This window comes from Streptomyces sp. NPDC094147 (assembly GCF_044764265.1).
GTDB lineage: Bacteria > Actinomycetota > Actinomycetes > Streptomycetales > Streptomycetaceae > Streptomyces.
Genome location: NZ_JBIWHT010000003.1, coordinates 307,229 through 334,178, shown reverse-complemented (window position 1 = coordinate 334,178; position 26,950 = coordinate 307,229). Strand labels below are relative to the sequence as shown.

Below are 26,950 nucleotides of genomic sequence, written 5' to 3'. Positions count from 1 at the left end.
CGGGCCCGTCGCCGCTTGCCCGTGGCCCGGATCACCGGTGGCCCGTGGCCTGGATCACCGCGGCGTCGGCGGTGCCGCCGTCCGGGCTCAGGCCGCCCTTCGCGTCCTGGACGCCGGTGAGCTGGGAGGAGAGCCAGCGGAAGACCTCCGGGACGAGCGGCTTCCACACCACGTTCAGGTGGCCGCCGTCGGTCTGCTGCACCCACACCCTGGTGGGCGGCTTCGCGGCCTTGCGCAGGGCGAGGGCGTCCTCGAAACCGTCGCCCGGCTGGCCGGTGAGGAAGAGCGAGGTGCGCGGGGGGTGCTTGGCGTGGGCGAGTATCCACAGCGGGTTGGTCTCGCGGCGCAGGACCGGGTCGCTCGCGGTGATCGAGTCGGACTCGGCGGCGGGGTCGTTGTAGCCGGACAGCGCGACGCCCGCGCGGTAGCGGTCGGGGTGCTCGACGGCGAGTTTGGCCGCGCAGTGCGCGCCGGCCGATATCCCGGCGACGGCCCAGCCGTCGGCGCGGTCGGTGGCCCGGAAGTTGTCGGTGACCATCTTGCGGACGTCCACGCTCAGCCAGGTGTCGGCGTTGACGACGCCCGGCACATTGGCGCAGCCGGTGTCCTGCCCGGCGAGCAGCGAGGTGCGCGGCGCGACCAGGATGAACGGCTTGACCTCGCCCTTCTCCATCAGCGGCTGGAGCTGACCGGCGGTATCGAGGTTGGTGAACCAGTCCTTGGCCGAGCCGGGGTAGCCCGGCAGCAGCTCCACCACGGGGAAGTCCTTGGCCTTGTACGCCGGTTCGTCGTACTGCGGCGGCAGCCACACGTACACCTCGCCGTCCGCCCCGGACACCCGGCCGGTCAGCTGCGTCATCCGGACGCCCGGCCCCAGCCTGGAGTCGTCGACCGGCGCGAAGGCCTGCTTGATCCGCGGCTCCTTGGCGATGCTGTGCCCGCCGGTGCCGTCGACACCCAGATCGGGCGCGGCGCCGACATGGCTGTCGGTGCCGAGAAGATCACCCCAGGTGTCGTAGAGGCCGTTCGCGTTGTTGACGGCGACGAACACCACGAGGACCGCCGAGGCCTGGGCGACGAGCACCATGAAGAGCCGTACGGCGCCGCGCACCACGGTCGGCCCGCCGACCTTGTGCCAGACGAACAGCGGCACCAGAACGGCGAGCGCCGCCACCGCGATCGCGGTAACGAAGAAGGGAGTTCCGGTCAGGCTCATCACGTTGGGCAAGAGTGACATGTGCGCGTCCGGGTTGCCGGTTTTGCCATGGTTTTACGCAGGTAAAGCCATGGCATCGCGCCGCAGCGGTCAGACGAGACGGCGGGCCGTCGCCCAGCGGGTCAGCTCGTGGCGGTTGGAGAGCTGGAGCTTGCGCAGCACCGCGGAGACATGCGACTCGACCGTCTTCACGGAGATGAACAGCTGCTTGGCGATCTCCTTGTAGGCGTAGCCCCGGGCGATCAGCCGCAGCACCTCGCGCTCGCGCTGGGTGAGCCGGTCCATGTCCTCGTCCACCGGCGGCGCGTCCGTGGAGGCGAAGGCGTCCAGGACGAAGCCCGCCAGGCGCGGCGAGAACACCGCGTCGCCGTCCTGCACCCGGAAGATCGAGTCGACCAGGTCGGCGCCGGTGATCGTCTTGGTGACGTAGCCGCGGGCACCCCCGCGGATCACGCCGATCACGTCCTCCGCCGCGTCCGAGACGGACAGCGCGAGGAAGCGGACCGGGTTCTCGGCGGCGGCCATCATGGCCGCCGAGCGGCGCAGCACCTCGACACCGCCGCCGCCGGGCAGGTGCACGTCGAGCAGCACGACCTCGGGCCGGGTCGCGGTGATGACGGTGACCGCCTGGTCGACGTCGGCCGCCTCGCCGACCACCTCGACGCCCGTGGTCCCGGTCTGGCCGATCTCCGCCTGGACTCCGGTGCGGAACATCCGGTGGTCGTCGACGAGCACCACCCTGACGTGGCGGTCTGTCGTTTCCTCGGTCATCCCTCTGCCCTCTCCATCTCCAGCTCGACCTCGGTGCCCCCGCCGGGCACCGAACGCAGCCTCGCCGTACCGCCGTTGCGCTGCATCCGGCCGATGATTGATTCTCGTACGCCCATCCGGTCACCGGGTACCGCGTCCGGATCGAATCCGGGGCCCCGGTCCCGTACGGAGACGAAGACCGTGCGGCCCTCGACCTCCGCGTACACCTGGACGGCGCCGCCCTCGCCACCGTACTTGGCCGCGTTCACCATCGCCTCGCGCGCGGCCTGCATCTGTGCGGTCAGACCGTCGTCCAGCGGGCAGTCGCCGACGACGACCACCTCGATGGGGACGCCGTGCTTGTCCTCGACCTCGGCCGCCGCCTTCTTCACGGCCTCGGCCAGCGTCTGGGGTTCCTCCTCGCGCCCGGTGCCCTCCGGCTTGTACAGCCAGGCGCGCAACTCCCGTTCCTGGGCGCGGGCCAGGCGCCGCACCTCGCCGACGTTCTCCGCGTTGCGCTGGATCAGGGTCAGGGTGTGCAGCACCGAGTCGTGTACGTGCGCGGCGACTTCGGCCCGCTCCTGGGCCCGGATGCGCATCAGGCGCTCCTCGGACAGGTCCTGCGTCATGCGGACGAGGTAGGGCCCGGCGAGCAGCGCGATGCCCGCGAGCACCGCGATCGCCGCCGTCAGTACGTTGCCGAGCTGCGCCGCCGAGCCGTTGACCACCACGAAGCCGGTCAGTCCGGTGCCGACCAGGGCCACCCCGGCCAGGCCCCGGGCCCACAGGAGCAGCCCGCTGCGGCGGGCGCCCTCGGTCCAGCGGGCCCGGCGCGTGTTGTCGGCCTGGCGCCACACCAGGATGACGCCGACCCCGATCAGGAAGGTGGGGAAGACGTACGGATTGGCCCAGCCGCCGACGTCCACCTTGGAGGCGAAGATCGCGGCACCGAAGACCAGCGCGATCAGCGCGACGATCTGCCCCTTGTCCGGCTTGCGCAGCCTGCGCCGGCCGTCCGGGCTGACCTCGAACGCGGAGTGCCGCTCGGCCGTGCCGCCGCGGCCGAGCGGCACCACGAACCAGAACGCCGCGTACAGCAGCGCCCCCAGGCCGTTGATCGTGAGCAGCCCAAGGAACACGATCCGCACCCACACCACCGGCAGACCGAGGTGCCCGGCGAGCCCGCGCGCGACCCCGCCGAGCATCCGCCCCTCGGCGGAGCGGTACAGCTTGCGGACCGGCACTTCGTCGGCCTCGGGCGGCGACAGGCGGGGGGTGGCGACTGGCATGCCCCGATCGTCACACGTGCGTACGCCCCCGGGCATCAGGGTTCGCCCCCACGCGTCCCCGAGCGGGGCCGCCCCTTGAGGGGTGAAATCAGGGAGAGGCCAGGGTCGGGGCGGGTGCCGGGGGCGGTGGGCGCCCGTCACCATGTACGTATGAACCAGCCGACCGAGACGCCCCTCGCGCCGCCCGATCCGGTCCCCGAGGCCCCGCAGCTGCGCCGCAGCGGACGCAACAAGGTCATCGGCGGAGTCTGCGGGGGCCTCGGCCGGTACTGCGACATCGACCCGGTGATCTTCCGGATCGCGCTCGGTGTGCTGTCCGTCACCGGCGGCCTCGGCCTGGTCATCTACGGTTTCGCCTGGCTGCTCGTGCCGCTCGAAGGGGAGGACGAGAGCGAGGCGCGCCGGCTGCTCACCGGCCGGGTGGAGGGCGCCTCGCTGGTCGCCGTGCTGATGGCGCTCGCCGGCTGCGGGATCTTCCTCACGATGCTGCAGAGCGGCGGGGTGATGACGTTCGGCGTGCTGCTCACGCTGCTGCTCGCGGGCGCCGCCGTCTGGTCGCAGCGGCGCTCCACCGCGCCCGCCGACGTCCCGCTCGACCCGGTCGCGGCGCAGGCCGTCGCGGACGCGCCGCCCGAGACGAAGGCGCCGCCCGCGCCGTCCCCGCCGTCCTGGTGGCGGGACCCGATCGTCAAGGACGGCACCACCGGACCGAGCGGCAGCGGCTATCTGTGGGGTCCTGCGGACGCCGCGGCGGCCCCGGCCCCCAAGGCGCGCAAGGCCGCGAAGGCGGCGGTACGGGAGAGCCGGGGGCCGCGTTCCATCGGCGGGCTCCTCTTCCTCGCCGCGCTGCTCGCCTTCGGTGCCGGGTTCGGCGGCGCCTGGCGCCACCAGCCGCTGGGCACCGGCCTGGAGATCGGGTTCGCGGCCGCGCTCGGGGTGTTCGGGCTCGGCCTGATCCTCAGCTCGTTCCTGGGGCGTACGGGCACCGGCACGCTCTTCCTGGCGGTGCTCACGGCGGCGCTGCTCGCCGGGTCGGCGGCGCTGCCCAAGTCGATCGACTCGCACTGGGTGCGCACCGGCTGGACGCCCGCCGCGATCAGCGAGGTGCGGCCGGACTACCGCCTCGGCACGGGCGTCGCCACCCTGGACCTGAGCCGGGTCGCCGTGCCGCAGGGCCGGACCCTGACGACCCGCGCGGAGGTCGGCGCGGGCAAGGCGAGGGTCGTCGTACCGAAGGACGTGACGGTGAAGCTGACCATCGACGTGGGTGTCGGCGACATCCAGCTGCCCAGCGAGCGGCCGGACGACATCCACGTGTCGCCGGACCAGAAGCGGACCACCACACTGCCGCCGCCCGCCGGTGCCAAGCCGGCCGGCACCCTCGAACTCGAACTCAAGGTCGGCGTCGGCCAGGCGGAGGTGGACCGTGCTGCGTCATGAATTCCGCCCCGGCCGGCTCGTCGCGGGGCTCGCGCTGATCGCCACCGCCGTGCTGTTCGCGGGCGACGCGGCCGGGCGCTGGCACATCCCGCCCTACACCGCGGTCCCGCTGGTGTGCGGCGGTCTCGGGCTCGCGGGGCTCGCGGGCTGGATCGACTACGGGGTGCGCAGGCGGCGCCGCCTGGCCAGGAGCGCGTCCGCGGACAGCAGCGGCGTCCCGGCCAGTACGAGCGGCAGCCAGGCCATCAAGTAGGCCAGGTCGTTGCCGTAGTAGTACGGGGTGGTCTGCCAGCTCACCGTGAGCCACAGGGAGAGCGAGATGAGCGCGCCGCCCAGTGCGGCGAGCCGCCCGAACAGGCCGAGCAGGGTGCCGATGCCGACGGCCAGCTCGCCGAACGCGATGGCGTACCCGAACCCGGGCGGGCTCTTCAGGGCGAGGTCCACGAGGGCGGGGATCGCGGAGGTGTTCCGCACGCCCTGCATGAGCTCGCCGATGGATCCGGTGCCGGTCGCGTGGAAGAACGCGCTGTCCGTGAGCTTGTCGAGGCCGGCGTAGACGAACGTCACGCCGAGGAAGATCCGCAGCGGCAGCAGCGCGTACCTGCGGGCCGTGTCCCGCCGGCCCCGGGCCTGGTCCACACCGGTCCGCACCCTGGTCGCATGTCCATGTGCCATGGCTGATCCCGCCTCCATCCGATTCGGCTCTCACCAGACGATACGGACGGGGGGAACGGGTGTCTCATTCCGCCACCCTGGGGCTCGGCCCCGGACTCCCTGAGGGACTCCGCCGCTACTCCCCCACCTCCACCACCACCCCCTCCGTCTCCACGCCCGCCGCCGTAATCACCCGGACCTCCACCCGCCCCGCCTCGACATCCACCGGCACCGGCACCGTCAGCACCCCGTCCGTCGGGTTCGCGAAGCCGCCCGGGACGGGGATCAGGGGGACGTGGACGTGGACCGCGCCGATGCGGACCACCATCCGGGCGAGCCGGTCCGGTGTGCCCGCGCCCGGCGGGACGAATCCGGCGCCCCGGATCTCGATGTCGTCCCCGGTGCGGATGGGCGCGTCCAGGTCGCCCGCCTCCCGGGCGCGTACCACGGACAGGATCACCGGACGGCCGCCCTCCGCGTACTTCCCCGCGAAGTACGTCGCCGCCGAGACGGCGACCAGCACCGCCAACCCCCAAGGCAGATCCGGGAGTTGATCCGGGCGGCGGGCCAGGCGTACGGCCGCGAACACCACCGCCACCACGCTCACCGCCACGTACTGCACGTCCGCGAAGCTGCCCCGCCCCGAGTCGTCGGTCAGCAGGTCGGCCCCGCGCGGCCGGTCGGCCCGCACCTTCTGCAGTCGCCGCCCGTGGACGCGTACCGTCACCACCCGGCGGACGACCACCGCGATCTCCGAGGTGAGGAACAGAGCCGTCAACAGGCCGCCGACCCTGGACAGTTCGAGGCCGCGTAAGACCGTCTCGCGCTCGGCGGGCCCCGACGCCCCGGCCAGTCGCAGCGCGAGGACCAGGGCCGCGACGACCGCGAACAGGACCCACGTCACCGCGACCGCCCGCGAGGTCGAGAGGCGGTTGTCCTCACCCAGTACGGGTGCGAGGAGGCCGCCCCGCGCGCGGTGCAGATACGCCGCCGCCGTCAGCCCGACCGCCACGGCGAGCACGGACAGGAGCCCCGCCGTGCGCGCCGCGGTCCACCCCGTTCCGATCGCCGTGGACGCCTCGGCGAGGGCGAAGCCGAGAACCCCGGCCCAGATCACCGTGACGCTCGCGCGCCACACCCGCTCGGGCCAGGTCCGGCCCGCCTCCCGGTCGTGTTCGGCGACCGCCCGCGCGGACTGGGTCAGTTCGTCCGAGACCCACTGCCGGGACGCCCCGGCGGAGTGCGCGACGGCGGCCGGCAGCCCTTCGCCCGCGGCGAGCTCGTCCCGTTTGGCGAGGAACGCCGCCACCGCGCGCCGGTGCCCGTCCCGCGCGCCGTGCGCGCAGTCGCCGCCGCATTGCCGAGCCTCCTGCACCGCCACGAGAACTCCATCCCTGCGCCTCAAACCCCTTGAGCCGTCAGGGAATTGTTCCGTACGAAAGCCGCTCCCCGGTCCCGCGCTGCGGGGCCTGCGGGTGATTGACGCACCATCAAATTGACGTACTACGACAGGAGTTCGGGCTCGGCCCGGCTGATCAGGCGCCACATCGGCTGGTAGTTGATCCACGCCACCAGGTCGCTGCCCAGTTGGTCCCTGGTCGCCACCGCGTCCCGCCGCTCGATGAGCACGGGCTTCCCGGCCGCCCGCGCCGCGAGCTGCACCCGCGCGCACCGCTCCATCGAGATGAACCACCAGGCCGCCGCGTCCACCGAGTCCCCGACGGTGAGCAGCCCGTGGTTGCGCAGGATCACCGCCTTGTACGAGGCGAGCGCGGCCGCGATCCGCCGCCCCTCCTCCGCGTCGACCACCACCCCGGTGTAGGCGTCGTACACCGCGTGGTCCTCGAAGAACGCGCAGGCCTCCTGCGTGTACGGCTCCACGAAGTCGCCCAGTGCCGCGAGCGCCCGCCCGTACGTCGAGTGCGTGTGGACGACGGCGACGGCCTCGGGGCGGGCCCGGTGCACCTGGGCGTGCACGGTGAACGCGGCCTGGTTGACGTGGCGGTCGCCCCGCACCACCTGGCCGTCCCCGTTGACCAGGATCAGCTCGCCCGCGGTCACGTGCGCGAAGGGCACCCCGAACGGGTTCACCCAGTAGCAGTCCGCCAACTCCGGGTCGCGCGCGGTGACATGGCCCGACACGCCTTCCTCGTAGCCGAACCGCGCGAAGAGTCTCAGCGCCCCCGCGAGCCGCTCCTTGCGGTACTGCCGCTCCTCGGCGGGGCTGTCGTGCACGGGCGGCAGATCGAACCGCAGCTGGTCAACCGGTATCGGCTCGGGCGTCTCAGTCATGGCCGGAAGCTACCTCGCGTCACCGCAGGTGAACAGAGTCCTGCGGCAACGACGAACGGCGCCGCCCCGGTCGGGGCGGCGCCGTCGTCGCGGTGGGTGCTGCTCCCACGCGATGGTGCCCGGCGGCGGCTCAGCTCCGCGTCGGCGAAGAGGGCAGCCGCTCAGCTCACTCCCACTCGATCGTGCCCGGCGGCTTGCTCGTCACGTCGAGGACCACCCGGTTCACATCGGCGACCTCGTTGGTGATGCGCGTCGAGATCTTCGCGAGCACGTCGTACGGCATCCGCGTCCAGTCCGCCGTCATGGCGTCCTCGGAGGAGACCGGGCGCAGCACGATCGGGTGGCCGTAGGTGCGGCCGTCGCCCTGGACGCCCACCGAGCGCACGTCGGCGAGCAGCACGACCGGGCACTGCCAGATCTCGCGGTCGAGCCCGGCCGCGGTCAGCTCCTCGCGGGCGATCGCGTCGGCCTCGCGCAGCAGGTCGAGGCGGTCCTTGGTGACCTCGCCGACGATGCGGATGCCGAGGCCGGGGCCCGGGAACGGCTGGCGGTGGACGATCTCGTCCGGCAGGCCGAGCTCCTGGCCGACCATGCGGACCTCGTCCTTGAACAGCTTGCGCAGCGGCTCGACGAGCTGGAACTCCAGGTCCTCGGGGAGGCCGCCCACGTTGTGGTGCGACTTGATGTTCGCGGTGCCGGTGCCGCCGCCGGACTCCACGACGTCCGGGTACAGGGTGCCCTGGACGAGGAAGGCGACCTCCTCGCCGTCCGCCGCGCCCTCGGCCACGATCTCGGCCTGGGCCTGCTCGAAGACGCGGATGAACTCGCGGCCGATGATCTTCCGCTTGGTCTCCGGGTCCGAGACGCCGGCCAGCGCGGTGAGGAACCGCTCCTGCGCGTCGACGACCTTCAGCTGGACGCCGGTGGCGGCCACGAAGTCCTTCTCGACCTGCTCGGTCTCGCCCTTGCGCATCAGGCCGTGGTCGACGTACACGCAGGTCAGCTGGGAGCCGATGGCCTTCTGTACGAGGGCCGCGGCGACCGCGGAGTCCACGCCGCCGGACAGGCCGCAGATGGCGCGCTTGGTGCCGACCTGCTCGCGGATGAGGGCGACCTGCTCCTCGACCACGTTGTGCGTCGTCCAGGTGGGCTCGATGCCCGCGCCGCGGTAGAGGAAGTGCTCCAGGATCTGCTGGCCGTGCGTGGAGTGCAGCACCTCGGGGTGGTACTGGACGCCGTACAGCTTCTTCTCGTCGTTCTCGAAGGCGGCCACCGGTACGACGTCGGTGGAGGCCGTCACCGTGAAGCCCTCGGGGGCGGCGGAGCAGGCGTCGCCGTGCGACATCCACACCGACTGCTCGGCCGGGCTGCCCTCGAAGAGCGTGGAGCCGGTCTTGGAGACGGTCAGCGGGGTGCGGCCGTACTCGCGGGCGCCGTTGTCGTCGACCGTGCCGCCCAGCGTCGTCGCCATCAGCTGGAAGCCGTAGCACATGCCGAAGACCGGCACCCCGGCCTCGAAGATCGCGCGGTCCAGGCGCGGGGCGCCCTCCGCGTACACGGAGGAGGGGCCGCCGGAGAGGATGATCGCCTTCGGGTCCTTGGCCAGCATCTCGGCCACGGGCATGGAGCTCGGGACGATCTCGCTGTAGACCCGGGCCTCGCGGACGCGGCGGGCGATGAGCTGGGCGTACTGCGCGCCGAAGTCGACAACCAGGACGACGTCCGGGTTGCTGTCGGGCGCGGCTGCGGAGGGTGCTGCTGGCACGGGTGGCGGCCTTCCGGCGGTGGGAGGGGGTCGGTATTTGTCGATTCTACCGGGGCGGCCGGGTCCGGGTTCGTCTCACCATCCGAACCCGGATTGGCCCGCGCTCGGGGCCCCGGTCCATACTGTGCCCATGCGCGAGCACCTGACCTTCGTCTTTACCTATGGCACCCGGCCCGCCGGACGCCATGGGTCCGTTGGTTCTGCTGCTTGAGCGACTGACAGACGAACTTCCCAGAGCGCCCCGGGCCGACAAGGCCCGGGGCGCTCTGCGGTTTCCGGTCCTTGCCGCTCCGGGGCGCACCATCCTCAGAAGGAGCCCCCCATGTCCGTCCCCATGTCCGTCCCCGTGTCCGTCACCGAGAAGACCGGCGCCCGCACCGACGAGGCCGCGGCGGTGATCACCGGTGCGCGGGAGCGCATCGACGCGCTCGACGACCGCATCATCGGTCTCATCCAGGAACGCATGGCCGTCTCGGCCGTCATCCAGGAGTCCCGGATCGCCTCCGGCGGCCGCCGGGTCAATCTGAACCGCGAGATGGAGGTCCTGGCCCACTTCCGCGACGCCCTGGGCAAGCCCGGCACCGCGCTTGCGATGACGGTGCTGGAGCTGTGCCGCGGCCGTATCTGAGTTCGGGCGCTCCTCACCCGTACGGCACCGTGACCGCCCCCGGCACGGCTTCGTTGGTGGGGTGTCCGCGCCAGCCAGGGGCGGGCCCGAAAAAACCACGCGTGGCTCCGCTGGGGCGTGTGACGCACCTCAAGTGCGTCGTGGGACCTCGTCCCAGTGTGCGTGACCGGTCGGCAGGGGACAGCAGCCCGGTCACCCCATAAGGGCGGTCGGTTCCGGGGACGCCCGGGGCCGGCCGCATCCGGTCCGAACGGTTGCGCCGGGCGCGGCCCGTCCAGCACGATGCAATGACAAGTCCCGTACCGCACCAGCCCGTTGCCAATGGTCGACACCACTCGCGCGCCCCGTGTGCGCCGGGGCGGCCACCCGGGCGCACAGTCCAGCGGCGCACCCCCCGGCGCCGCCCCGCGGCACCGACGCTGCCCTGACGCCGGTGCCGACGGCCCAGGGCCCCGTCGGCCGCCCGTACACATCGCTGTACGGGACGGCCACGGGGCCCTTCGCCTGGCTGCCGCGTACGGCTCCGAAGCTACGTGCGGCTGGCGAGGTGGCAGCCCCCCGAACGGTCGGTGCTCAGCTCCCTGCGGTCGTACGGGTCGACCGGGGAGCCGCTCGGGGTGGGGCCCGACGCGGCGGTGTCGCGGAACCGGGGGTGCATATAGCCGTCGCTGTCCCCGCACCCCGTGTTGCCGAAGTTCTCGTCGTAGCTGACGACCCAGAGCTTCCCGGCGGTGGTCTCCTTGTCGGAGGGGTCGGACGCCTCGACGTCGAGGACGCGGCGCACGATCGTGCGGGCCACCGTCTCCGAGCCGGGCGCGGCCTGCTTCAGCGGGTAGACGAAGGTGTAGTCGGCGTGCACGACGACCCCGCCCCGGTCGTCCTTGGTGAACGTCATCCGGCCGCGGGTCTTGACCACGTCTCCGACGGGCACGACCTCCTTGGGGTTGAAGCGCGTGAAGAATTGCAGCGGGTCGTTCTTCTTGTCCGGCTTGGCCAAGGAGGCGTTGAGGCGGTCCACCACCTCCTTCTCCTCGGGGTCGATGAGCCCGAGGGCGGCCTCGGGTCGGTCGCCGCGCAGGGTCGCCGGGGCGAGGTCGGCATCGATCAGGAGGGCGCGGGTGCTGTTCAGGGCCGCGGCCACCTGCTCCTTGGAGAGCCCGCCGACGGCGGTGGCCTCGGGCACCTCGATCCCGGCGGCGCCGTCCGCGTACTGGAGCGCGGGCGAGCCGCGGAAGGGCTCCTTGAGGGTGGGCAGGTCCGGGTCGACCGAGGCCGGTGCCGCGGTGGGCGCGGCGGTCTCCGGCGGCAGCTGGGCCGCCGCCCTGCCGTCGGAGGAGTCGCCGCCGAAGAGCAGGGACAGCGCGCGGGACGGGTTCAGCGCGACGAGCAGCAGCACGGCGCAGCCCAGGATGCCGAGCACGCCCCCCATGCGGCGCCGGCGGGCGGCCCGCCCGTTCATTTCCTGCCAGGCGGGGCCGGTCCGCCAGCCGGCCGGCTCGGTGCCGCGCTGCCTGCCCTTGCGGGCCACGGAGCCGCGCCACCTGCTCGTGCGCCTGCCCTTGTCCGCGCGGACGGCACGCTCGGCGGCCTCCTGCTCCCTGCGCAGCCGCTCGGTCACCATCCGGGCCCGCGCCGAGGGCTCCTTGGGCGCGGACGCCCGGATGTCCTGCTCGGTGTCGCCTGCGAACCGCTCCCAGATCTCGTCCGGCAGCGAGGCGTCGCCCGACGGCTCGTCCGGGATCGGCGGCTTGTCCCTCACTGGGCCCCCCTTGACATGTCCTGTGCGGCACGGGCGGCCGCGGCAGGGGTTCGACAGGCAGCGCCCGGCGATGGTTGCCACGGTGAAGCAGTGGTGTGGATCACATAAGGATTGCGTGAAGCCAGGACAACCATTCACAGCAGCCGCAGGTCATGCATGCGGAACCAACAGCCTCGCCCGTGGTCTGTGCACTTCGGCGGGGCTCCACCAGGCTCCGTACGTGAGAGGCGCTGCACTCGGAGGGGGGTGCAGCGCCTCTTGCCGTGTCCTGACCGCACGTCCGGCGGAGCGCTCAGCGCTCCTTCGGCGGGACCGTCGGCATGCCCAGGAACGGCAGCCGCAGGGCGCCGAACGCCTCGGCCGGGACCGCCGGGGTCTTCGGCTCGACCGGGGCGAGCCGGCGGTAGGCCGCACCGGGTGCCGGGCGGGGGTCCTCCTCGCCCTTGTTGGGCCAGAAGGACATGGCGCGCTCGGCCTGCGCGGTGATCGTCAGGGACGGGTTCACGCCCAGGTTCGCCGAGACGGCCGCGCCGTCCACCACCGAGATGCCGGGGTGCCCGTACAGCCGGTGATACGGGTCGATCACGCCGGTCTCGGCCGAGTCGCCGATCGCGCAGCCGCCCAGGAAGTGCGCGGTGAGCGGGGTGCCCATGAGCTCACCGACGTTGGAGCCCGCGAAGCCGTTGATCTCCGCGGCGATCGCCGCCGCCCCCTCCGAAGCCGCCCTGATCTGCTTGGGGTTGGGCGCGCCGTGGCCCTGTTCGGCGGTCAGCAGGCCCTTGCCGACGCCGTCCGGCTTCAGATGGGTCGTGAGCGAATTGTCGAGCGACTGCATGACCAGACCGATGATCGTCCGCTCGGACCAGCGGTGGTTGTTGATCGAACGCGCGAGGAGCAGGGGGTGCTTCGCCGCGTTGCCGAGCCAGTTCCGCACCCGGTTGGCTCCGTAGGGCACCTGGAGGATCGACATGCCGCCCATCGCGTTCGAGCCCTTGCCGTAGCGGACCGGCTCGATGTGGGTGTTCTCGTCCGGGTGGATCGAGGAGGTGATGGCGACGCCCCGGGTGAAGTCGACCCTGGGCGCGCCGTGCTGCTTGCGGTAGCGGCGGTTGTTGGTCTGCGCGCCGACCAGCGCCTCCGAGTTGGTCCGGGTCAGCTCGCCCAACCGCCGGGAGACATACGGGAGTTGACCGCCCGCCTTCATGCGGTGCAGCAGGGTCTGGGTGCCGTAGGTGCCGGCGGCGATGACGACGCGGCGCGCCGTGAAGAGCCGGCCCGCGGAGTTCTTGCGGTCGGTCGGCAGGGTCGCGACGGCGAAGCCGCCCCGGGAGTCGTCGGTCACCGAGACGACGGTCGTCATGGGGTGGACCACGGCGCCCGCCTTCTCGGCGAGGTAGAGGTAGTTCTCGTTCAGGGTGTTCTTCGCGCCGTGCCGGCAGCCCGTCATGCACTCGCCGCACTCGGTGCACGCCGTGCGGGACGGGCCCGCGCCGCCGAAGTACGGATCGTCAACTGCCGTGCCGGGCTTGGCCTTTGACGTACCGTCCGCGTCCTTGCCGTCGCCGAAGAAGACGCCGACCGGCGCCATGTGGAAGGTGTCGCCGACCCCCATGCGCCGGGCTGCGGCCTTGAGGTGGACGTCGGAGGGCGTCATCGTCGGGTTGAGCCGGACCCCGAGCATGCGCCGTGCCTGGTCGTAGTACGGCTTCAGTTCCTCCTGCCAGTCGGTGATGTCCTTCCACTGCGGGTCCTCGAAGAACTGCTTCGGCGGCACGTACAGGGTGTTGGCGTAGTTCAGGGAGCCGCCGCCGACCCCGGCGCCCGCCAGCACCATCACATTGCCGAGCAGGTGGATGCGCTGGATGCCGTACATGCCGAGCCTGGGCGCCCACAGGTAGTTCTTGAGGTCCCAGGAGTTCTTGGGCAGGGTGGCCGGAGTGAAGCGGCGGCCCGCCTCCAGGACGCCGACCCGGTAGCCCTTCTCGGTGAGCCGGAGCGCGGTCACCGAGCCGCCGAAGCCCGAGCCGACCACGACGACGTCGTAGTCGTACGTGCCGTCCTCGTCCGGATTCCGGGCAGGGGGTACCTGGGACATGGCTCTCCTCGCATCGAACGGGTGCGAAACGGACGGGGCTCGGCGGGCGTCAGCGCAGGCGCAGGGCCTTCATCGCCTTCAGGCTGCGGGTCATGAAGGCCGCGTACTTCTCGTCGTCCATGCCGAAGGACGGGGCCAGCGGGATGAGCCGCTGCTGGGCGACGGTCTGGGCCTCGGTGTACTTGAGGATGCCCTCGGAGCCGTGCCGGCGGCCGAGCCCGGAGTCCTTCATGCCGCCCATCGGCGACTGGACGCTGCCGTACGCGGGGGCGTACCCCTCGTTGATGTTCACCGTGCCGGTGCGCAGCTTCGCCGCCACCTGGTGGCCGCGGCGCGAATCCCTCGTCCACACCGAGGAGTTGAGGCCGTACGCGGTGGCGTTGGCCTGCTCGACGACCTCGTCCTCGTCCGTGAAGCGGTAGACGGAGACGACCGGGCCGAAGGTCTCCTCGCCGCACACCGCCATCGGGGCCTCGACGCCGTCGAGGATGGTGGGCTCGTAGAAGAGGGGGCCGATGTCGGGGCGGGCGACGCCGCCCGCGATGAGCTTGGCGCCCTTGGCGACGGCCTCTTCGACGTGCCGGGTGACGGTCTCCAACTGGCGCTCGCCGACCAGCGAGCCCATGTCCGCACCGTAAGCGAGCGAGCGACCGAGCCGCATCGCCTTCGTGCGTGCGGCGAATCGCTCAAGGAAGGCGTCGGCGACCGACTCGTGAACGTACAGTCGCTCGATCGATATGCAGAGCTGCCCGGCGGAGGAGAAGCAGGCGCGGACGGCGCCCGCGGACGCCTTCTCGATGTCGGCGTCGTGCAGTACGAGCATGGCGTTCTTGCCGCCCAACTCCAGTGACACGCCCACGAGTCGGGCCGCCGCGCCCTGAGCGACCTCGCGGCCGGTGCGGGTCGAGCCGGTGAAGGAGACGTAGTCGGCGTGCCGGACGACCTCCGGGCCGACGACCGGTCCGTCCCCGAGGACGACCTGGAAGACCTCGGCCGGAAGCCCCGCCTCGATCAGCAGGTCGCGCGCCCACAGGGCGGTCAGCGCGGTCTCGGTGTCGGGCTTCATCACGACCGCGTTGCCGGACACGAACGCGGGCAGCGCGTCGCCGATCGACAGCTCGAAGGGGTAGTTCCAGGGCGCGATCTGCCCGACCACCCCGCGCGGCTGGCGCAGCTCGGTGACCTTGGTCAGGGTGGGCACAACTCCCGTGTGCCGCTTGGGCTTCAGATAGGCGGGGGCCTTGCGCCCGTAGTGGCGGGCGGCGACGGCGACGGCCTGCACCTCTTCGTGCGCGTGCAGCCGCGCCTTGCCGGTCTCCAGCTGGATCAGGTCGAGCACCTCGGCCTGGCGGGCGAGTACGAGGTCGTGGAAGCGGAGCAGCACGGCGGCGCGGGCCCGGACCGGGGTCGCGGCCCACGCGGGCTGCGCGGTGCGGGCGCGCGCGAAGGCCTCGGCGACGTCCTCGGGCGTGGACTCGGGCAGCTCGGCCAGCTTCTCCCCGGTGAACGGGGTGTGGTTGGCGGTCCGGCCGGAGCCGACCACGCCCCGGGTGAGCTGGGCGACCAGCTGGCCGGTGACCACGTCGGCGGCGGTGCGCGCGCCTGCGGGGGCCGGGGCGACCGGGTTGGTGCCGGCGGGCTTGAGGGTGGTCGTGGGCGAGGCCTGCGAGTCCGTCATGGGGCGAGGGTATGCCCGGCCGGGCACTTTCGGTACCCGTCGGTAATGGGTTTTCGGACCCCCGGTAACCATGCCAGCGATCGCTGGCCGCATAACCGCTGATCAGCCGCTCACGACTGCCCGGACCCGGTCAACTCCCGCAAGCGGAACGGACTGGGATCCATCACAGCGCCCGGTACGCGGGGGTGTGACGGATCCCGGTCCGGCTCCGTTCCCGGCCTACAGATCGTGGATCTTGAGCCCGTCGGCGACCTGGCTGAACAGCGCCTCGCCGTCCTTCGCCGCCTTGCCCGCCGCCGGCATCGAGACCCGCAGCCGCCAGTAGCCGCTGCCCTTCCCGGGCACGAGCAGCTCGTGGTAGCGGTAGCGGGTCGGATTGGGGTCGGAGGAGGACAGCGGCGTGTAGTCGGTGACGACGTCGTACGCGTTCTTGCCCTGGTGCCGCACCGTCTTGGTGGTCACCTTGCCGTCCTTGAACTCGGTGCCGTTCTGGCCGCCCTTCTCGTAGTACGTCTTCCAGGCGGCGGGGTCCGCGGGCAGTGTCTTGTAGGGCTGGTTGGCCCTGTCGGTGGCCGGGTCGAGCCGGTCGGCGTAGATCCTGAACACCGCGCTCGGGTCCGCGTAGGTGACGTTGTTGCCGTCGTTGCCCTGGCTGCGCGCGTAGTCCTCGGGGACCGCCATGTCCGCGTGCAGCACCTCGTTTTCCGGCCGGACCTGCCAGCCGGCCGGAAGCCCGCCGCCGCCGAACGGATCGGCCAGGACCAGCGCGAGCACGACCGCCACCGCGAGCAGCCCGCCGCCGAGCCCGTACTGGGCCGCCCGGTTGCCGACGAGCACCGGCGGCACCCAGCGGCTCCCGCCGTTCGGCGCCGACTCGCCCGCGAACAGCCGGGTCGCCGCGAGCGCGGCCGGCGCCGGATTGGCCACCGGTTCCAGGACCGCCCGGATCTCGGCGGCGGTCGGCCTGGCCGCCGGGTCCTTGCGCAGGAGCTGCATGACGAGGGTGCCGAACGCGCCGGAGCCCCGGGCGGGCATCTGCGGTTCGGCGGAGAGCACCGCCTGGAGGGTGGCGGGGGTGTTGCTGCGGCGGTAGGGCGACATGCCCTCGACCGCCGCGTACAGGACGACGCCGAGCGACCACAGGTCGGACTCGGGGCCCGGCCGCTGCCCCAACACCCGTTCCGGGGCGATGAATTCGGGCGAGCCGACGAAGGCGCCGGTCTCGGTCAGGCCCTGCTCGCCCTCGACCTGGGCGATGCCGAAGTCGGTGAGCACGACCCGGTCGCCGCGGCCGAGCAGCACGTTGTCCGGCTTGACGTCACGGTGCAGTACGCCCGCCTCGTGGGCGGCACCGAGCGCGCCGAGCACCGCGAGCCCGATCCTGGACGCCTCGCGGACGTCGAGGGTGCCCTCCTGGAGCCGGTCGGCGAGCGACTGGCCGCGTACGAGCTCCATCACGATCCACGGCCTGCCGTCCTCCATCACCACGTCGTGCACGGTGACCACCGACGGGTGGTCGATGCGGGCGGCGGCGCGGGCCTCGCGCTGCATGCGCAGATGGACGTTGGCGCGCTCGCGGTCGCCCAAGTGGTCCGGGAGGCGCGGCTCCTTGACCGCCACCTCGCGGTCGACGACCTCGTCGCGCGCCCGCCAGACCGTGCCCATGCCGCCGTGCCCGAGCCGGCCGACCAGCCGGTAGCGGCCGCCGATCAGCCGTCCGGTGCCGTCGGCCGCCGCTGCCGTCTCCTTCTGCTGGTGATGCTGCTGCGTCGGCTCGTACGAGGTCTGCGGCGGTACCGGAGCGGGCTCCGGGGGCCGCAGGCCGTAGCTGGTGGGCTCGTTCGCCCGTCCCCCATCGTTCGTCATGTCCACATCCTGACGAACTGTGGCGCACGGTGCCACATCGACGGATGTGCAGATGCACACCCGTGACAGAGGCGGGCCCTTCGGCGGCCGGAGGAACGTCAGGGCCCGGGGACGAAGGAGTCGAGGGCCGTGTCGAAGTTCCGCTTCGCCTCGTCCAGGCGGCCGACCGGTGCCGAGACCCACACGTCGTACATCCGCCCGTACTCGTCCCAGCACAGGTCGTAGGTGTGCCGGGCGCCCTCGGCCTTGGTGAAGCCGTCCCAGGTGAACTCCCACAGCGCCGCGTCGTTGCCGCGGTGGGTGGTCGCGGTGACCTTGCCGTCGCGGTAACCGGGGTTGCTGGTCGGCCCGTTGGCGGCCGAGGCGCGCATCACCGCGAGCGGGCCGCCGGACACCGAGTTCTGCGTGCGGATGCCGATCCGCTGCGCGCCGTCCGCCGAGGTGTAGAAGACGCGCTGTGTGTCGGTCGTACGGACGTATCCGTCGGGCAGCGCGAGGCCGAAGCCGTCCGGGTCGCGCACGAACCGGTATCCGTCGGGCACCGGCGGCGGGGCCTGCCGGGGTGGTGGCGGGGGCGGCGGGGGCGGTCGCCAGGACGCGTACGGCGGGGCCGCGTTCGCGCTCGGCGCGGTCTGCCGCACCGAGCCGTCGACCGTTTCCGCATCGCCGAGTGCGAAGACCGCGACGGCCGCGCCCGCCCCGGCCAGCACGATCACCAGGGCGGCCCCGACCAGCACGCTCCGCGCCTGCCACGGCCGGACGGCAGGAACCGCCGGGGCGAGCGGCGTGGCGGGCACCTGGGGTGTCGCAGGCGGCTGCGCGACGCGCTCGGTCGGCACGTAGCGCGGCCTCGGGGTGCTGCCCGTCGCGGCGAAGGTGCGCAGCAGCGACTCCGCCTCCACCGCGCCGAGGCGGTGCTCCGGATCGCGCTCCAGGAGGCCGCGGACGACCGGGAGCAGCGGGCCCGCGGCCCGCGGCGGACGGATCTCGTCCAGGACGACGGCGTGCAGGACCCCGCCCAACGAGTCGCGGTGGAAGGGGGATTCGCCGCTCAGCGCCGCGCACAGCAGCGCGCCGAGCGACCACAGGTCCGACTCGGGCCCGGCGCTCGCGCCCTGCATCCGCTCCGGCGCGGTGTATTCGGGCGAGCCGACGAACGCGCCCTCCTCGCTGATGGTCGAGGTGCCCGGCACCTGGGCGATCCCGAAGTCGGTGAGCACGACCCGCCCGGTGCCCTCCTCGATGAGCACGTTGGCGGGCTTGAGGTCGCGATGCAGCACGCCCCGGGCGTGCGCGGTCGCGAGGGCGCCGAGGAGCGCGATCCCCATGCGTGCGGCCTCTCCGACAGCCACGGGCCCGGCCGAGGCGAGCCGGTCGGCGAGCGAGCCGCCGTCGACCAGTTCCATCACGATGTACGAACGTCCCCTGCCCGCCGCCCCTTCGGGGAACTCCTCCACGACGTCGTGGACGACGATCACGTGCGGGTGCTTGATCTGGGCGACCGCGCGGGCCTCGCGCAGCGCGGCCGTGGCGGGCGCGCCGCCCTCGGGGTGCAGTTCCTTGACGGCGACCTGGCGGCCGAGGAGTTCGTCGTCCGCGCGCCACACCGTGCCCATCCCGCCCCGGCCGAGCCGGTCGCGCAGGCGGTAACGTCCCGCGATCAGACGGGAGTTGAGCTGTTCCCGGGGATCTCTCGGATCCTGGTCTGCTGTGGGCACCGGGTTCCCCCTCGATCTCCCCGCACACGTTCAGGGGGCCATCATGCCGCACCCCGGCCGGGCTCCGGCGGTGTTCGCGAGAGGCCGGAAAACCCCGGTCAGCCGCCGGTCGCGGGTTTCGGCTGCCAGCCCTGCAGGACCGTGTCGAACTGCTGGCGGGTGGTGGCCCAGTCGTCCTCGGGACCCGACATGTAGATCGCGTACTCGGGCCTGCCGCCATCCGCGTAGTACATCTGGTCGATCGCGTGCCGCTTGCCGGGGAAGTCCACCTTCTCCACGTACGTGAACTCCCAGAGCGAGGACTTCACCTGGTCCCGGAAGTTGTTGCCGTGCAGGGTGACCCGCTTGTACTGGGGCAGCCGGTCCTTGAGCGACTTCTCCATGTTGAGCATGTGCATGTACGGGTTCTCGAAGTCCGGCACCTTGGTGGCGCTGATGCGGATGCGGTGCTTGCCGTTGTCCGGGGTGTAGTCGATCTCGGCGCCGTCCATCTGGCGCCGCCAGCCCTTGGGCACGAGCAGGCTGAAGCCGGTCGGGTCCTTGACCCGCTGCCAGCCGTCCGGCACCGACGGGTCGCCGCCGCTCGGCTGGTGGCCGGCCTCCGGAGTACCGCTCGCACCGGAGGCCCCCGAGTCGGCGCCCGAACCGCCCTGGCCCTCCTGGTACTTCATGAACGCGTATCCGGCACCCACCCCGATCGCCGCGGCCAGCGCGAGCACCAGCGCCACGGTCCGCCAGCGCCCCCGGCGCGCCGGACGGGCGGCGGGCACCGGCGCGGGCGGCGCGGGCGCGGTCTGCGGCCGCGGGGCCGGGTCGAGCCCGGTGGGCCCGGTCTCCGACGCGGCCGCCGACCGCAGCTCCGCCTCGGACAGCCGACGGGTCGGCACATAGGCCTGCGCCGACTTGGACGTACGCCCCTCCATCGCGTCGAGGAACATCCGCTCGGTCTCCTCGGCCGAGGGCCGCTCCTCCGGCTTCTTGCGCAGCAGCGCGACGATGACGGGGGCCAGCGGCCCGGCCCGGTCCGGCGGCGGCGGCTCCTCGGCCACCACGGCCTGCATGGTGGAGATCGGCGAGTCCCGGCGGAACGGCGATTCGCCCTGCACCGCGGCGTACAGGGTGGCGCCGAGCGACCACAGGTCGGAGGCGGGGCCGGGGTGGGCGCCCTGGACCCGCTCGGGCGCCAGGTAGTCGATGGAGCCGACGAGTTCGCCGGTCTTGGTGATGGTGACGTCGCCCTCGATGGCGGCGATCCCGAAGTCGGTGAGCAGCACCCGGCCGTCGCTGGCGAGCAGCACGTTGCCGGGCTTCACGTCGCGGTGCAGTACGCCGGCGGAGTGCGCGGCGCGCAGCGCGCCGAGGACGTGGAGCCCTATGCGGGCGGCCTCGCGCGCGTCGATGCGGTGGCCTTCGGCGGCCTTGACGGCGTCGGCGAGCGAGGGCCCGTCGACGTACTGCATGACGATCCACGGGCGGTTGTCGTGGTCGAGCACGTCGTGGACGGTGACGACGCCGGGGTGGGTGATGCGGGCGGCGGCGCGGGCCTCCTTCTGGGTGCGCGCGTGCAGCACCACCCGGTCGGCCTCGGACACGTACAGGGCCGCGGTGAGTTCCTTGACGGCCACGGTGCGGTGCAGGAGCTCGTCGTGGGCGCGCCAGACCTTGCCCATGCCGCCGCGGCCTATCGCGTCCCCGAGCCGATAGCGCCCGGCTAGCAGCAGCCCCGCCCCGGAGCCGCTCGTGCTGTGAGTGTTTTCCACGTCCCCCGCCCGGCCAGACCTTTCCTACGGGGTCAGGTTACGGAGCGGAATCCAGCCAGGGAACCTCGGGGCACCCAACCGTGACCATACGGACCGTTGGTCCCGCGATGATCAGGTCTTTCGCCCCTGCCGGGCACCGCGCAAAACCGCCGATTCCCGTGCGGTCAGGGCGATTTCGGGGACTGCGCAGAGTGACGGGAGGTCAGCGGGTGGACCGGTAGGAGCCGGTCGCCTGCCCATATATTTCCGTGACCTTGTCGCGCTGCGCCTCCGGACCGATGACCTGGACCACGTGATATCGGCCATTGATGATCATGGCCAGATTACGGACGTACACCTGCATCCCGCTGCTGTCCCGCCAGGTGAACTGCCCCTCGGCCATGGACCGCTGCCCCACATCGATCCGCCGCAGGCCGCTCGACGTGGACCAGCTGGAGTCCCGGAAGGGCTGGAGTTCGCGCTCCTTGTCCGCCTGGTAGACCAGCGGATCGGAGCCGTTGTCCTTCACCGAGTCCCGCCCGGGAACGACGATCAGCGTGAAGTCACCTCCGACATAACGGACTTGCCCGGCATCGTTCATCGACTGCCGCTGCCAGCTCTTGTCGACGCCGACCTGGAAGCCTTCGGCGTCGTTGCGCACGGCGTAACCGGCGACCGGGCCGGGGCTCGACCCGTCGCCGCCGGTGGTCTGCGTCTGCCGGGAGGGCGGGGTGCCTCCGTGCGCGGGCACCTGGGCGCTGCCCCCGGGCTGCGGACCGGGGCTCGCCTGCGCTGACGAGTGCGGCGGGGTGGCGCTGCCGGTGTTCTGCGCGGAGCCCGACTTGGGCATGAACAGCACGGCGTACGCGATCGCCGCGGACAGCAGCACGAGGACCAGCACCAGCAGCAGCCGGCCGAGCGATCTGGGCCTCCCGCTCTGCGGCGCGGGCCGGTGCTGCCGGTGCCGCCCGTGCTCGACGGGAGGGGCGGCGGATCGCCGTCTGCGCCGTACGAGTTCGCCCCGGCGGCGCAGCACGGGCAGCCGCTTGGCGTCGGGCACCATCGGCGCGGCGATGCGGGTGCCCGCCTCCGGCTCCGGCGCCGAACGCACCAGCGAGCGCAGCCAGCCGCGCAGTTCCTCGAACTCCGGCCGCTCGGTGGGGTCCTGGCGCAGCAGCGACTCGACGACGGGCCGCAGCGGCCCGCACTCCTCGGCGAACGCGGGCGGCTCCCCGCACACCATCTGCACGAGATCGGCCGCGCTCTCCTCGGGGTACGGGGCATGGCCCTGCACCGCGCGGAACAGCAGCGCCCCGAGCGCCCAGAGGTCGGTGGCGGGCCCGATGGGCGGCGCGAGCCGCCAGTTCTCGTGTATGGGCCCGCCCTGCTCGGGCGCCCACCGCTCGGTGACGGCCCCGACGACGACCATCCGGGTGTGCCGGGCCCGCTCGGCGGCCAGGCGGGTGGCGGGGCCGCGGTAGGGGGCGGGCGCCTGCTCCCGGGCCGGAACGGGCAAGGAGTCGTGGGTCCGGGCCAGTGCGGGCGACTGTTCCCGCGCTATGCCCCATCCCTGTGCGGCCCTGCGGCCCTCTTCCCGTGCGGCCGTCCGGTCTTCGGCCGGGGTGGGCAGCGGGGTGCTGGGGTGCGGCCGACGCTGGGAGTCGGCACGGAAGGCGTCGGCCCGGAAACCGGGCGGCAGCGCGGGGGTCCGGGGGGCCGGCGGCAGTGCGGGAGTGCGGGCGTCGGGGCCCGTCCCTGCGGCCGGCAGCGCGGAGTGGCTCGGTTCCGAATTCCCTTGAGTGCGCTGGGAGTTGGGGCCGTCGGCATTGGGCTGGCGCGGTGCGGGCCGGGGGACCCAGCGGCCGGTCACCGGGTCGTACTGGCGGCGGGTGCGGCCGGAGTCGGGGCCCTCGTCCTCGGCGTACGGGCTCGCGGCGGCCCCGCTCGGCACTCGCACACCGCGTACGGGGTCGTAGATGCCCTGGTCGCCGGAGCCGTCGGGGCCGGTCCATGTTCCTTCCAGCCCGGCCTGGGCGCCCTGTTCGGGCGAGGCGGGGGACTCGGCCGAGGCGGGGGGCGCGAGGTCCGGCGCCGGGCGCTGGACCGGAAGCGAGCCGTCCGCACCCGTGCGCGCCGCGGCCCTGGCGCCCGCCCGGTACGCGGCGATCACCCCGGCCCGCGCTCCGGCCCCGGGCGGCGCGGGCCGCGGTTCCGGCTCGGGGTCCCGCTCCGGGTCCGGCTCGGGTTCCGGCGCCGAAGCGGCGTACGGCAGCGTCTCGTCGAAGCCGTCGCTGTCCGGCGGGAGCGGCACGGTGACGTACCCGCACAGCGCCTCCTCCGCCGCCCCGACCGCGAGCCCGGTCAGCACGACCCGCCCGTCGTCGCATATCAACACCGTACGGGCGGTGATGTTGCGATGCGTCCAGCCGTGCGCGTGCAGCACCCGCAGCGCGGTCAGCACGTCGGAGGCGACCTCCGCCGCGCGGAACGGGTTCATCGGCCGCTCGGCGAGCAGCGCCGACAGCGGGCGCGCGGCGACGAGTTCGCTGACGATCCACAGCGAACCGTCCTCCGCGAACACGTCGAAGACCTGGTCCAGCCGGGGGTGGTCGGGGATCTGCGCGGCGGCCTGCGCCGCCTCGACGGCCCGGCGCACGGCGGGCTCGGCGGGCTTGCGGGTGGTCCGTCCGTAGCCGGGCGCGGCACCGTATCCGCCCCCGCTCATATAGGCGTCGGGCGTCCCGTACCCGTCCCCGGAGCCGTCGTCGCCGTCGAGCACCTCCGCGTCGACGACCTCCGGCAACGGCACCTGGCGCACCAGGACTTCCTGCCCGCTGTACGTGTCGAAGGCGCGCGTATCGGCCTGTTCGTACGCGTCTTCGGAGGGCAGCGGCAGCCGATAGCGGCCGGCGAGCACCCGGCCCGCGTAGTCGTCCACGACGCCTCCCCACAGCGCGCTGTTCCCCCGGACCTCATCAGCCCCGCAGCCTCGCCACAATCCGTCAATTCCGGTCGGTTACCGGCCATGTGCGGCTGCGTACGGTCCGCGAACTCTCACGATACGTGGCCCCGCCGCATCACGTCCGGGGGATACCCGTTTCCCGGGCGGGGCAGCCCCCCGGGCCACGGGCGGGTCAGCTGGGCTGGAAGGTGGCGAAGAGCGCGGCCAGCGTCTGCTGGGTCTCCGGCTTCGCCCAGTCCTCGTCCTTGGCCGAGAACATGATTCCGTAGCCCTGGCTGGTGCTGACGACGAATCCCCGGTCCACCGAGTGGTACTTCGCTGAGCTGTCGTTGTAGGTGAATTCCCAGTCGGCGGCGGGCCAGCCCCGGTAATCCACCCCGGCTATCCTGACTCGCTTGTAGCCGGGCCTCGTCATGGACGACTCCTGGCTCATCCAGTCCGCCACCGGGTTCGCTTTGGGAGTGTCGGTCCAGCCGATCAGGAGGCGCTGCCCGTTGGGGCCGGTGAAGCGGGCGCCCGCGTCGTCGGTCGACTTGTACGACCAGCCCGCGGGCAGGCCTATGGTGAAGCCCTGGCTGTGGTGGTACGGGGTGGTGGCCGGAGTGCCCGCCGCACCGCCCTTGCTGCCGTCGCCGTTACCGGTGCCGCCACCGCTGCTGTCGCCGGTCTTGCCGTCGCCGCTCGTGCCGTCGCCCTGTCCGGCCGTCGCCGGGGAGCCGTTGCCCGACGGCGAGTTCCCGCCGGAGGACTGCTCGCCGCCGGTCCCGTTCTTGCCGCCGGACCCGCTCTTGCTGCTCGCCGGTGAGCCTCCGGTGGCGGGCCCGCTGGACACGGCCTTGCCGCCCTGGGGCTTGCCTGCGGAATCGTCTCCTCCGCTGAACGCGACGGCGAGCACCGTGCCGAGCACGGCGAGCGCCGCCACGACCGCGATGATCACGAGGGTGCGGCGCGGCACGACATCGGTGAGCGGGGCGCGCGGCGGCGCGGCCGGACCCGACGGCGAAGCCGACTTCGGCCGCACGGGCACCGCCTTCGTGCGGACGTCCCGCGCCTCCTTGACGCCCTGCGCCTTCTCCTTGGCCGAGGCCTTCGCCTCGGCTGCCGCGTTGCGTACGGACTTGAGCGCGCCCCGCATCCGGTCGACGGTCGCGTCGCTCTTCGGCTCGCCGGGGATCGGCGGCAGCGGAACCACCCGGGTCGCCTCGGGCGACTCCGGCTCGGGCGCGGCGGCCGGCCGGTCCGGGGCGTTCACCACCTCGGTGAGCAGCTTGCGCGCGGCGGCATTGTCGAGCCGCTGCGCCGGGTCCTTGGCGAGCAGACCGTAGATGACCTGCTCCAGCAACGGCCCCGCGTTCTTGGGCGGGTCGACCGGTTCGGTCATCACCGCGGTCAGCGTCGCGATCGCCGAGCCCTTGTCGTACGGCGGCACGCCTTCCACACTCGCGTACAGCAGCCCGCCCAGCGACCAGAGGTCGGCGGCGGGGCCGGGCTTGTGGCCGCGGGCCCGCTCGGGCGAGATGTACGAGGGCGCGCCGACGAGCATGCCGGTGGAGGTGATGGAGGGGTCGCCCTCCACCTGCGCGATGCCGAAGTCGGTCAGCACGACCCGTCCGTCCTCGGCGATCAGCACGTTGGACGGCTTGACGTCGCGGTGCAGGATGCCTTCCCGGTGTGCGGAACGCAATACGTCGAGGATCGCGAGCCCCACCTCGGCGGCTCTTCGGGGCGTCAGCGTGCCGTCCTCGCGCACCGCTTCGGCGAGGGACTTGCCCTCGACCAGCTCCATGACGATCCAGGGCCGGTCGTCCTCGTCCACGACGTCGTAGACGGTCACCGCGGCGGTGTTGCGGATCCGGGCGATCGCCTTGGCCTCGCGCAGGGTGCGCGTGATGAGCCGGCGCTTCTCCTCGTCGTCGATGCTGGAGGGGAACCGCAGTTCCTTCACGGCGACGGTCCGGCCGAGCGTCTCGTCCACGGCCCGCCAGACGGTCCCCATCCCGCCCCGCCCGAGCACCCCGCCGAGCCGATACCGCCCAGCGAGCAACCGCCCTTCCCCACCCCGGGCAACCTGCAGCCCATCCCGCTTGCCCCCCACGCCCACGCCAACGGGCTCGGCCTCGGCAGCCGCAGACCCCGACTTGGACTCGCCGGCGTTGGAACCGGGCTTGGCGTCGCCCTTGGCAACAGGCTTGGGCTCGGCGGACTTGGCAGCAGGGGTGGACTCGGCGGCCCCGGTAGAAGGCTTGGCGTCAGCCTTGGACTCGCCAGCCGTGTCAGCGGGCTTGGCGTCAGCCTTGGCAGCGGGCTTGGGCTCGGCGGCCATGTCAACCGGCTTCGCGTCAGCCTTGGCAGCAGGCTTCGACTCGGCACCCTTGTCATCGGGCTTCACGTCAGCCGTGCCGGCAGGCTTCGTGTCAGACGCACCAGCACCCGGCTTGGCCCCCGCGGTCCGGGGGTCCGGCTTGGGCTTCGGGGCGGCGGCATCCCGCTTCGCACCCGTCGTAGGAGTACCGGACTTGGCCTCGCCCGCGCCGGGCTTCGCCTCCGCCGACCCCGCACCGGACTTGGCCGCAGCGGCACCCTTCCCGGCACCGGTATCCGCGCGCTCGGCGACGGAGGCCCGGTCCGCCTTACCGGTGTCCGAAGCCGCGCCCTCGCCGGACTTGGGAGCAGGCTTGTCCGCCCGGTCGGCCGGGGCGGCGGCGTCAGCCTTGGCCGCCGGGCGCCGCCCAGCCCCCGTGCCCGCCTCGCCCAAGGCAGATTCTGCGGGCGCCGACGACGCCCCCGGTTCCTGTCGCTCGTCCCGCTGGGGTTCCCGCGACTGCTCCGCCTCCGACATGCGTCCCCTCTGCGATTCCTGATCTTCGCCCGCGCCGGCCTCGGCCCGCGGCCTGCCGCGACCTGCCCTCATGGAGGCGGCCCGGCTCACCGCTCCGACCTGCTTTGTCCTGCCGGGTGCCGACCCGCATCGGAGCCGTTCTCGAACTCGGCGTCCGCACGAGGCCCGTAACCCGCCCTGGCAGAGCCCCCATTGTCCCTCACGCCGGGACCGGTGATGGTCCCGGGTCCGCCGTCCGCCAAGATGGCTCCGAAGAAGGG

The 26,950-nt window shown here is 72.8% G+C and carries 18 protein-coding genes; 3 read left to right on the top strand and 15 right to left on the bottom strand.

The features are described 5' to 3' along the window. Positions 1 to 31 precede the first annotated feature (31 nt). From ACIQ8J_RS08985 to ACIQ8J_RS08975, 3 genes are all read right to left on the bottom strand, one after another. Positions 32 to 1,216 carry an alpha/beta hydrolase gene (locus ACIQ8J_RS08985; protein ID WP_403268852.1) on the bottom strand — a complete coding sequence of 395 codons (1,185 nt, stop codon included), beginning with the start codon at positions 1,214 to 1,216 and terminating at the stop codon, positions 32 to 34. Positions 1,217 to 1,306: 90 nt separating this feature from the next. After that, on the bottom strand, positions 1,307 to 1,987 hold the full coding sequence (locus ACIQ8J_RS08980; protein WP_403268527.1) for a LuxR C-terminal-related transcriptional regulator: 681 nt from the start codon (positions 1,985 to 1,987) through the stop codon (positions 1,307 to 1,309). After that, on the bottom strand, positions 1,984 to 3,255 hold the full coding sequence (locus ACIQ8J_RS08975) for a PspC domain-containing protein (RefSeq protein ID WP_403268524.1): 1,272 nt from the start codon (positions 3,253 to 3,255) through the stop codon (positions 1,984 to 1,986). Before ACIQ8J_RS08975 ends, ACIQ8J_RS08980 begins: the two co-directional genes overlap by 4 nt. A 150-nt stretch (positions 3,256 to 3,405) precedes the next feature. Here ACIQ8J_RS08975 and ACIQ8J_RS08970 point away from each other — a divergent pair, with 150 nt between their 5' ends. After that, entirely contained in the window at positions 3,406 to 4,695 is a 1,290-nt protein-coding gene (locus ACIQ8J_RS08970; protein WP_403268522.1) for a PspC domain-containing protein, read from the top strand. After that, positions 4,682 to 4,948, top strand: coding sequence for a hypothetical protein (locus tag ACIQ8J_RS08965; protein WP_403268520.1), 267 nt, complete (start codon positions 4,682 to 4,684; stop codon positions 4,946 to 4,948). Before ACIQ8J_RS08970 ends, ACIQ8J_RS08965 begins: the two co-directional genes overlap by 14 nt. On the opposite strand, the gene ACIQ8J_RS08960 is transcribed toward ACIQ8J_RS08965, so the two are convergent. From ACIQ8J_RS08960 to guaA, 4 genes are all read right to left on the bottom strand, one after another. Continuing rightward, entirely contained in the window at positions 4,852 to 5,370 is a 519-nt protein-coding gene (locus ACIQ8J_RS08960; RefSeq protein WP_403268518.1) for a DoxX family protein, read from the bottom strand. The two genes, ACIQ8J_RS08965 and ACIQ8J_RS08960, sit on opposite strands and share 97 nt — an antisense overlap. A 115-nt stretch (positions 5,371 to 5,485) precedes the next feature. After that, positions 5,486 to 6,730, bottom strand: a complete 1,245-nt coding sequence (locus ACIQ8J_RS08955) for a hypothetical protein (RefSeq protein WP_403268515.1) — start codon at positions 6,728 to 6,730, stop codon at positions 5,486 to 5,488. A gap of 122 nt (positions 6,731 to 6,852) precedes the next feature. Then, entirely contained in the window at positions 6,853 to 7,641 is a 789-nt protein-coding gene (locus ACIQ8J_RS08950) for a class II aldolase/adducin family protein (RefSeq protein ID WP_403268513.1), read from the bottom strand. A gap of 166 nt (positions 7,642 to 7,807) precedes the next feature. Next, a complete protein-coding gene (gene guaA / locus ACIQ8J_RS08945; protein WP_403268510.1) occupies positions 7,808 to 9,406 on the bottom strand; it encodes a glutamine-hydrolyzing GMP synthase in 1,599 nt (532 codons plus the stop codon). A gap of 322 nt (positions 9,407 to 9,728) precedes the next feature. Between guaA and ACIQ8J_RS08940 the strand changes: the two genes are divergently transcribed. Further along, positions 9,729 to 10,034 (top strand): chorismate mutase, encoded by a 306-nt coding sequence (locus ACIQ8J_RS08940; protein ID WP_403268508.1) that lies wholly within the window; start codon positions 9,729 to 9,731, stop codon positions 10,032 to 10,034. A 529-nt stretch (positions 10,035 to 10,563) separates the two neighbouring features. On the opposite strand, the gene ACIQ8J_RS08935 is transcribed toward ACIQ8J_RS08940, so the two are convergent. The 8 genes from ACIQ8J_RS08935 to ACIQ8J_RS08900 form a co-directional block, all read right to left on the bottom strand. Then, positions 10,564 to 11,793, bottom strand: a complete 1,230-nt coding sequence (locus ACIQ8J_RS08935) for a hypothetical protein (RefSeq protein WP_403268505.1) — start codon at positions 11,791 to 11,793, stop codon at positions 10,564 to 10,566. 292 nt (positions 11,794 to 12,085) lie between these two features. Beyond that, complete coding sequence (locus ACIQ8J_RS08930) at positions 12,086 to 13,888, bottom strand: GMC oxidoreductase (RefSeq protein ID WP_403268502.1); 1,803 nt, start codon at positions 13,886 to 13,888, stop codon at positions 12,086 to 12,088. A gap of 49 nt (positions 13,889 to 13,937) precedes the next feature. Beyond that, positions 13,938 to 15,566 (bottom strand): succinic semialdehyde dehydrogenase, encoded by a 1,629-nt coding sequence (locus ACIQ8J_RS08925; RefSeq protein ID WP_403268499.1) that lies wholly within the window; start codon positions 15,564 to 15,566, stop codon positions 13,938 to 13,940. 219 nt (positions 15,567 to 15,785) lie between these two features. Further along, positions 15,786 to 17,432: a serine/threonine-protein kinase gene (locus tag ACIQ8J_RS08920; protein ID WP_403268496.1), complete on the bottom strand. Its 1,647-nt coding sequence runs from the start codon at positions 17,430 to 17,432 to the stop codon at positions 15,786 to 15,788. Between the two features lie 98 nt (positions 17,433 to 17,530). After that, the gene (locus tag ACIQ8J_RS08915; protein WP_403268493.1) at positions 17,531 to 19,150 is read right to left on the bottom strand and encodes a serine/threonine-protein kinase; all 1,620 of its coding nucleotides are present in this window, start codon (positions 19,148 to 19,150) and stop codon (positions 17,531 to 17,533) included. Positions 19,151 to 19,248: 98 nt separating this feature from the next. Next, positions 19,249 to 20,910 carry a serine/threonine-protein kinase gene (locus ACIQ8J_RS08910; protein WP_403268490.1) on the bottom strand — a complete coding sequence of 554 codons (1,662 nt, stop codon included), beginning with the start codon at positions 20,908 to 20,910 and terminating at the stop codon, positions 19,249 to 19,251. A gap of 202 nt (positions 20,911 to 21,112) precedes the next feature. Continuing rightward, a complete protein-coding gene (locus ACIQ8J_RS08905) occupies positions 21,113 to 23,827 on the bottom strand; it encodes a protein kinase (protein ID WP_403268487.1) in 2,715 nt (904 codons plus the stop codon). 196 nt (positions 23,828 to 24,023) lie between these two features. Beyond that, positions 24,024 to 26,690, bottom strand: coding sequence for a protein kinase (locus tag ACIQ8J_RS08900; protein WP_403268485.1), 2,667 nt, complete (start codon positions 26,688 to 26,690; stop codon positions 24,024 to 24,026). Between the last annotated feature and the right edge of the window lie 260 nt (positions 26,691 to 26,950).